Source organism: Arsenophonus sp. ENCA (genome assembly GCF_002287155.1).
GTDB classification, from domain to species: Bacteria; Pseudomonadota; Gammaproteobacteria; order Enterobacterales; family Enterobacteriaceae; genus Arsenophonus; species Arsenophonus nilaparvatae.
In genome coordinates this window covers 1-6,355 of record NZ_NHNG01000008.1, presented here as the reverse complement: position 1 = coordinate 6,355, position 6,355 = coordinate 1, and the positions used below count along the sequence as shown (strand labels likewise).

Annotated in this window: 9 protein-coding genes and 1 pseudogene; 2 read left to right on the top strand and 8 right to left on the bottom strand. The window is 45.5% G+C overall.

What is annotated here, in order from left to right; translation table 11 throughout:
* The first annotated feature begins 17 nt into the window (after positions 1–17).
* Positions 18–176: a hypothetical protein gene (locus CBG25_RS21200; protein ID WP_366212646.1), complete on the top strand. Its 159-nt coding sequence runs from the start codon at positions 18–20 to the stop codon at positions 174–176.
* Between the two features lie 12 nt (positions 177–188).
* Here the strand turns inward: CBG25_RS21200 and CBG25_RS00290 are convergent, their stop codons facing one another.
* The 7 genes and pseudogenes from CBG25_RS00290 to CBG25_RS00260 form a co-directional block, all read right to left on the bottom strand.
* A complete protein-coding gene (locus tag CBG25_RS00290; RefSeq protein ID WP_290603649.1) occupies positions 189–665 on the bottom strand; it encodes a conjugal transfer protein TraG N-terminal domain-containing protein in 477 nt (158 codons plus the stop codon).
* Between the two features lie 2 nt (positions 666–667).
* Entirely contained in the window at positions 668–2,029 is a 1,362-nt protein-coding gene (locus CBG25_RS00285; protein WP_290603647.1) for a conjugal transfer protein TraH, read from the bottom strand.
* Positions 2,026–2,553, bottom strand: coding sequence for a conjugal transfer protein TraF (gene traF, locus CBG25_RS00280; RefSeq protein ID WP_290603645.1), 528 nt, complete (start codon positions 2,551–2,553; stop codon positions 2,026–2,028). Before traF (CBG25_RS00280) ends, CBG25_RS00285 begins: the two co-directional genes overlap by 4 nt.
* A 2-nt stretch (positions 2,554–2,555) precedes the next feature.
* Positions 2,556–2,996, bottom strand: coding sequence for a conjugal transfer protein TraF (gene traF, locus CBG25_RS00275; protein ID WP_290603643.1), 441 nt, complete (start codon positions 2,994–2,996; stop codon positions 2,556–2,558).
* On the bottom strand, positions 2,984–3,319 hold the full coding sequence (gene traF / locus CBG25_RS00270; RefSeq protein ID WP_290603641.1) for a conjugal transfer protein TraF: 336 nt from the start codon (positions 3,317–3,319) through the stop codon (positions 2,984–2,986). The genes traF (CBG25_RS00275) and traF (CBG25_RS00270) overlap by 13 nt, the downstream gene beginning before the upstream one ends.
* Positions 3,316–4,082, bottom strand: a pseudogene (locus CBG25_RS00265) (conjugal transfer protein TraN). The gene traF (CBG25_RS00270) and the pseudogene CBG25_RS00265 overlap by 4 nt, the downstream one beginning before the upstream one ends.
* A gap of 12 nt (positions 4,083–4,094) precedes the next feature.
* Entirely contained in the window at positions 4,095–4,487 is a 393-nt protein-coding gene (locus CBG25_RS00260; RefSeq protein WP_290603639.1) for a hypothetical protein, read from the bottom strand.
* Between the two features lie 38 nt (positions 4,488–4,525).
* Here CBG25_RS00260 and CBG25_RS00255 point away from each other — a divergent pair, with 38 nt between their 5' ends.
* Entirely contained in the window at positions 4,526–5,344 is an 819-nt protein-coding gene (locus tag CBG25_RS00255; protein WP_290603637.1) for an IS630 family transposase, read from the top strand.
* Between the two features lie 284 nt (positions 5,345–5,628).
* Here the strand turns inward: CBG25_RS00255 and CBG25_RS00250 are convergent, their stop codons facing one another.
* On the bottom strand, positions 5,629–6,132 hold the full coding sequence (locus CBG25_RS00250) for a transposase family protein (RefSeq protein WP_290603635.1): 504 nt from the start codon (positions 6,130–6,132) through the stop codon (positions 5,629–5,631).
* Between the last annotated feature and the right edge of the window lie 223 nt (positions 6,133–6,355).

Here is a 6,355-nt window from a genome sequence, read left to right as displayed (position 1 = left end):
AAAAACAAGAAAATAAAATAATCTCGGGCATCCGTATTACGGTTGAACACGCCATCGCGGGTATCAAGCGCTTCGGTTGTATGACCCAAATTTTACGGAATCGTAGACCCTTTATTGATGATACCTTTTTACTCCTTAGTGCCGGTCTTTGGAATTTCCATCTCAGAACAGCCTAAAATTTACTTCAATCACCGAAATACCCTTATTTCACTATTAAGCAACACGCTTAATGATTCCTGCATCAATTTCTGGCCAAACATCAAGCCGGTTTTGCTGTAGGCGACACGCTCTGGCAGATGAAAAAAATCATCATAAAAGATGGCCGCTGAATGTCCGATACCTATTAACAACCAAAGTGGGGTGGCTAATCCTACTGGCACATTATCCACCCGATTGATTTTATCCGGTCTTGTCAGGTCGTTGACTACTACCGTGACTTTCGGTGTAAGCAAGCATGCCGTCACACAAACGAAGGTGAATCCCCAGGCAAAAAGCCCTTTTAAGTCATGGGTTTTCACGTACGTCATGACGCACGTTAAAATACCGAGCGTTGCCGCCAGATACAGTAGCCCACCCCAGGTGCGGTGCTTGACCATGGCTGCCGCCGCATTTAAGGTTTGGGTCACTATATCGCCGCCGCTGATAAACCAGGTATCTAACACCATATTTACCCTCCAAACTGATAGTTGCTCATCAACCGGTCAGACAACCCTGATGAGAGTTGCTGGCGCAAATAGTGCAAATTGCGCTCAAGCTCCAGCAGATGACTTTGATTAATGCGCATTTTGGTTAAGCGCTGCGCGATTTTCTCGCGCACGGTTTTAAGGCTGTTTTGAAACTGTTTGTTTTCTTCTTCGGTATTCAGGCTCACTGCCCCTGCTACTTCCACCAAATCAATCAGGCCGTCGATATAGCTCACCACCATATCGCTGGCGATGTATTCGGCAATGGAAGTGACAATCGATTCATCGAGGCTTAACGAGGCACTGTCAATCACGTAGCGCAGGATTTGTACGCGCGTACTGCCAATCAAGACCCGCTCTTTGTCCGTTAGCACCGCATCGGTGGTGGATTTTTTAAACAAGCTTGACAACAACGTTTGGATTTGTGCTATCATGCCATGGCTGTCGGTCACTGTGATTTTGCTTTTCATGGGCTTCAGGCATTGCGTGACATCGTCACAACGATAAACCTCCGTTGTGCCGCCCTTTAGAATCGCATTCATCACACTGTCACTTGCCCCAAGCCCTGGCAATATCGATAACTCTCCCTGATTGCCGTAAATCACGGTGCCGACCAGCGTCATCATTAACTCCTTGAATTCCCTGTCATCACTGATAAATTGATTAATCTTTTCAAACGCGCTCCAGGTTAAGTTACGATTGCGCGGTATCCGCTTTTTTTCTTCCTCATTGGCGTGCTGGTTAAAGACTTTATTGCTTTCATTACCCACCCCACAGCCTTGACGGGAGGCTGCCCAATCAGCAAAAACGCTGTGATTACCGGCGATGTCCTGACAAATATGCTGGGTGGCCGCTTGTGTTTTTGGCCACACTCCCCCGACAATACCCTGGGCGGCCTGACAGGTCGAAATATTCATATTGTTAATATCGGCTGCCAGCTTTTGCAGATAATCCTTGACCGCCTTAACTTGCGGCAGTGCGGTTTCTGACGCTAGGTCAAAAGCGTAACCCGCGCCATTACTTAAAATCTGTTTGGCCATCACTTTTATCTGGTCGGAGTTAATAAAACTAAATGACCCTAGATAGGCATCAATGCCGCTACAACCGGATTTCACTTCGGTTAAGGTGCCCGAGATAAGCTGGATTTGCCTGACGGGATTACGCAAAAAAAGCGACCCACCGGTGAGATAACCCGCTGCCTGTCCCTGCCATGCCGCCGCTTGGGTGACATTTGCACCACTGCCGCTATCGAGTTGCTGGAAGAATTTGTTTAAATCTTCAGTGATACCCGCATGCGCTGTGGCACCAAACAGCATGAGGGCGATTAATGGATTGCGGTTTTTCATTGCAATACCCCCAGTTTTTCAGCAAGCCCAAAAGACTGTTCCAGTCGGTTAACAAACATTTCTGCGCTCCGCATGCCTTGCGAAACGGGAATAGCGACCAGTGTTTGCGTGCTAACAATAAAATCCGTTGGGGTCACCTGCGGTAATTCGGGGAAACACTCACTAATGACTTCAGTGGTTACGGGCAGCACACTGCTAAAAGTGCTATCGCCCAGTCCGTCAAAACTGTAGACAAAAACCGGCATATTAAGTTGCTCGGCGACGCTACTGAGAACCGGGTTAAACTGCTGGCAAAACGGGCAATCGGATTTCATAAAATGCACGATTTGCCAATGGGTAATGTTCAGTGTCTGTCCGGTCGATAAGCGCAAAGTCTGTGGCTTCGCTTTGGGCGCTATTCGGTGTTGCGTTGGGTCATGCCCTACCGCCGTCTTGTGCTTTTCGAGTGCGGCGATTTCATCGAGCGTACTGGCGGCAATCGGTAATGTCAGCATCAATAACAGAAGTGAGAGCATGTATTTCATCGTTAATCCCTCGGCGCAAAATCAGTGACACGGTTTAACAGCCGTTTAGCCAAATCATCCTGACTGATAAAGCCATACGCCAGTGGATGGTAGCTGCCGGTTGTTGGGTCTGCCAAAAAAAGCGCGGGGAAATAGCGAATTTGCATTTTTGCCGCTTGTCCTCGGTCTTTCTGGCTGTTAGGTAACTCGGGGTTTATCACGCCATCAACGCTGATTGGCATCACTGCCATCTGGTATTGCTCGGCAAATTCCCGCACCGCCTTCGCTAATTGGGTATCCAACGGCACTTTGCCGCGATAGAAGAAAAAGACCCCATAACGTTCATTAACCGCTTTAATGGCGCTGGCTTGGGCTTTGCGCTCGTTCGCGTAAGACAATGTCGCGGTGGCGTTATAATGGGAATGTCGGTTGTTGTAATCGAGTTCCGGTTTCAGTAATAGCACCTTCTGCCAGAGATGGCTGAGAGCGGGCTGGCGTTATCCGCCCAGTAGTTCTGAAACGCTATCCAGCGCGCGACTTTCTGCGGTGATTTGGGGTCGAGCACCGCGGCATTGCGCAATTCATCGCCCAAGGCTTTGATTTTTTGCATGGTTTCCACCGCTGACAGCGGTTTTTGCGGTGATGACGGTGCTTCCGGCGCTTCCTTTTGAGGTACCGGTTCATTATACCAATGCCAGCCGACCGCGGGTGAATAGTGATAACCATCGTCCGGCTTTGCGGTCACCACCGCCGATAACAGCAAGCCACTTAACAAAAGGTGCTTCATGGTTGTCGCCCCTGCAATTCGTCTTTAATCTGCTGGCTGATTTGTTCAGTGAGCTTTTTGCTATCCGGTAGTGTTGTGTTGCTATTGAGTTCGTCATAAAACTCAGTGAAATCGAGCGTATCAAATCTTACCCGTTGCAACTCATCAATCGTCAGTCCGCGACAATCGGGATGCCTGGCGCTACCAAATCCCACGCCCAATTGACCACCCCGACCTTGGGCTTGCACAATCTGCGCGAGTTTGCTGTCAAACACGCAATAGCGGTGTTTTTTGCGTAAACACACGCCTAACACGTCTTCGGCGCAAAATTCACCCACATCGACCACTAAGCCTTTTTCTTTGGCTTTCCCAATCGCTTTTTCTTCACTGTCACAACTGGCCAGGCCAATATCATGCCCCAACCGCTGCTTTTACAGCAATTGCTAAAACCAATCGCCGTTTTACGACACGCCATTGGTTTACCGGTAAAGGCACTGATATTTTTACCCTCACCACTGATGTCTTTACCGGCTTTCGCGAGTGCCGCTAACTGTGATACCTCTTCGCCAAAGTCATTATTTTTACCGGATGCAATGGCTGCACACTTGCCGTCTAAGCAGTAGAATTTACCGCCACAAAGAAAGCCTTCCCCCTGCGTAGTTTGTTGACACTGGAATTTCACCGATTCCTTGACGCATAAATTGCCGATTTTCTGCAAACACTGGCGTGTCCCTTCACTGCAATTGGGGTCTTTCCCCCAACGACCACAGGTATTATCATCGATTTCAGAGACCGCTCATTCCTCGGATTCTTGCCAGCAAGGGAGCGTGACAGGATAACGTTTGCCGTCCTTAACGACATAACGGGCTTCCCCGTTTTGACTGCACCCCGCTTTGGCTTTGACGGCATTCGCTTTGTCCACGGCGCAGTTTTGTGTCCAAACGACTTTCGGGTGCCAGATTGTTTCGTTGACTTTCACGGTAAACCGCAAAGTGGCATCGACCGGCAGAGTGATATCTCTACCGTAGCGACTCTCATCAGGATGTGAAAGATGGTACTGTTTCCCTTTAATGAATTGACCTACTGTTACTGCCAATGGATTTTCAACCGGTTTCCATCCCACTTTCCCCGGCTTAAACCAATATTGAAATTTTCCTCCTAGTGCTTCTACTTCAACAAGATCATGCATGTATAGTAAAACGACTTAATTTTGAGTGCATTATAAATATGAGTTATTCATTAGATTTTCGACGAAAAGTCCTTGCGATTAAAAAAGAGAAAGGCTTAAGTCTTAGAGAAACCGCTAAGCGCTTTTGTATAGGTTCTGCAACGGTATCACGCTGGATTAAGCAAATTGAACCTAAACCGGCCGCTTCCCGTAGTAGAAAGCGTGATAAATTCGCATTAGAAAAAGATGTTAGACAATATCCGGAGGCTTATCAAAGGGAGCGAGCCGTTCGCTTTGGCGTTTGTCAAAAAGCGATTTGGCAAGCCCTTAAAAAATTGGCGATTACCTATAAAAAAACATTCAGCCATCCTAAAGCAGATGAAAATTTACGAAAATCGTTTCGTCAAAAAGTAGAAACTTATCAAGAACAAGAAAAGCCTCTCGTCTTCATTGATGAAAGTGGATTTCCTTATGATCTTCCACGCAATCATGGTTATTCTCCGAAAGGCCAACTTTGTTATGGTTGTAAGGATTGGTTAGCTAACGGACGAACCAACGCCATTGGCGCTCTCCTAGGAACAACATTACTGACGGTAACGTTATTTGACGGAAATATTAATAGTAATGTGTTTTATTCATGGATTACTCAATGCCTCATCCCTGTCCTTCCACAAAAATCGGTGCTCTTTATGGATAATGTTAGTTTTCACAAACGTGAGGATATTTTACAAGCCATTGAAAAAGCGGGACATCAGGTTGAAGTTTTACCGCCTTATTCACCCGCTCTTAATCCCATAGAACATAAATGGGCACAGGCTAAACGAAAAAAAAGGGAAATAGGTTGTGATATTGATACCTTATTTTCTGTTTATATGTGATCAAAATTAAGTCGTTTTACTATACCACGAGTTTCGCACCAATAAAAAAACGCTCTATTTTTAAGTTTAATTCAGCATGATATATAAATAGTCAAAACCTTATAAATCAAATACAACTTATTGTAATTTAAGAAAATTTATGTTTTTTAGTAACTTGCAGATTAATCATTGCTTTTAAGCCATTTTTAGAATTTTATATGCCTGTGCGAAACTCGTGAACGCATCATGCAGTAAGCGTGTTGCTTAATAGTGAAATAAGGGTGTTTCGGTGATTGAAGTAAATTTTACGCTGTTCTGAGATGGAAATTCCAAAGACCTGCGCTAAGGAGTAAGAAGGTATCATCAATAAAGGGTCTACGATTCCGTAAAATTTGGGTCATGCAACCGAGGCGCTTGATACCCGCGATGGCGTGTTCAACTGTAATACGGATGCCCGAGATTATTTTATTTTCTTGTTTTTGTTCAGGCGATAAAGGTCTTTTTCGAGTTCCTTTTTTTGGGATTTGTGTATTAGGATGCTGTTTATCTATACCTTGAAAACCGGTATCTGCCCAGATGGTTACCTCAGGAGGAATATGGCGAATTATATCGACTTTATCGAGTAAGCGTTTATCGTGACGGCGCCCATTTTTGCTCATGGGGATAAATCCAATTTGCCTTGTTTCGTCAGTCATAATAAGCCCTTTTCGAGTGGTCTGTCTTTTCTTTCCCGAATACATTTTTTTTCGCCGACGCAGATTCTTAGGCTTTTGGACAGGTCGCTCTGTCCCATCAATAAAGACGTCCACGAGTTTCGCAGTCTCTAAAAAAGAAGTATAAATTTAAAAACAAGAAAAAATCAGGATGTTCATATTTTGTCCGGTTATCCATGCATTAAAGATATCTATAAAATATTCTTGCAAGTAAGCAGTGTAAGATACTCTAGTTTGGCGTTATCAGAAGTCAGCCCATCGCCTTTATCTCATGACACGGTTAGCCGATGGTTAAAAAGTAGATGTTTCCGCCCTAAAG

Bases quoted from the DNA above. Each gene is read 5' to 3' on its own strand.
- CBG25_RS00290 (WP_290603649.1), bottom strand. From the start codon at position 665: ATGGTGTTAGATACCTGGTTTATCAGCGGCGGCGATATAGTGACCCAA.
- CBG25_RS00285 (WP_290603647.1), bottom strand. From the start codon at position 2,029: ATGAAAAACCGCAATCCATTAATCGCCCTCATGCTGTTTGGTGCCACA.
- traF (WP_290603645.1), bottom strand. From the start codon at position 2,553: ATGAAATACATGCTCTCACTTCTGTTATTGATGCTGACATTACCGATT.
- traF (WP_290603641.1), bottom strand. From the start codon at position 3,319: ATGAAGCACCTTTTGTTAAGTGGCTTGCTGTTATCGGCGGTGGTGACC.
- CBG25_RS00260 (WP_290603639.1), bottom strand. From the start codon at position 4,487: ATGCATGATCTTGTTGAAGTAGAAGCACTAGGAGGAAAATTTCAATAT.
- CBG25_RS00255 (WP_290603637.1), top strand. From the start codon at position 4,526: ATGAGTTATTCATTAGATTTTCGACGAAAAGTCCTTGCGATTAAAAAA.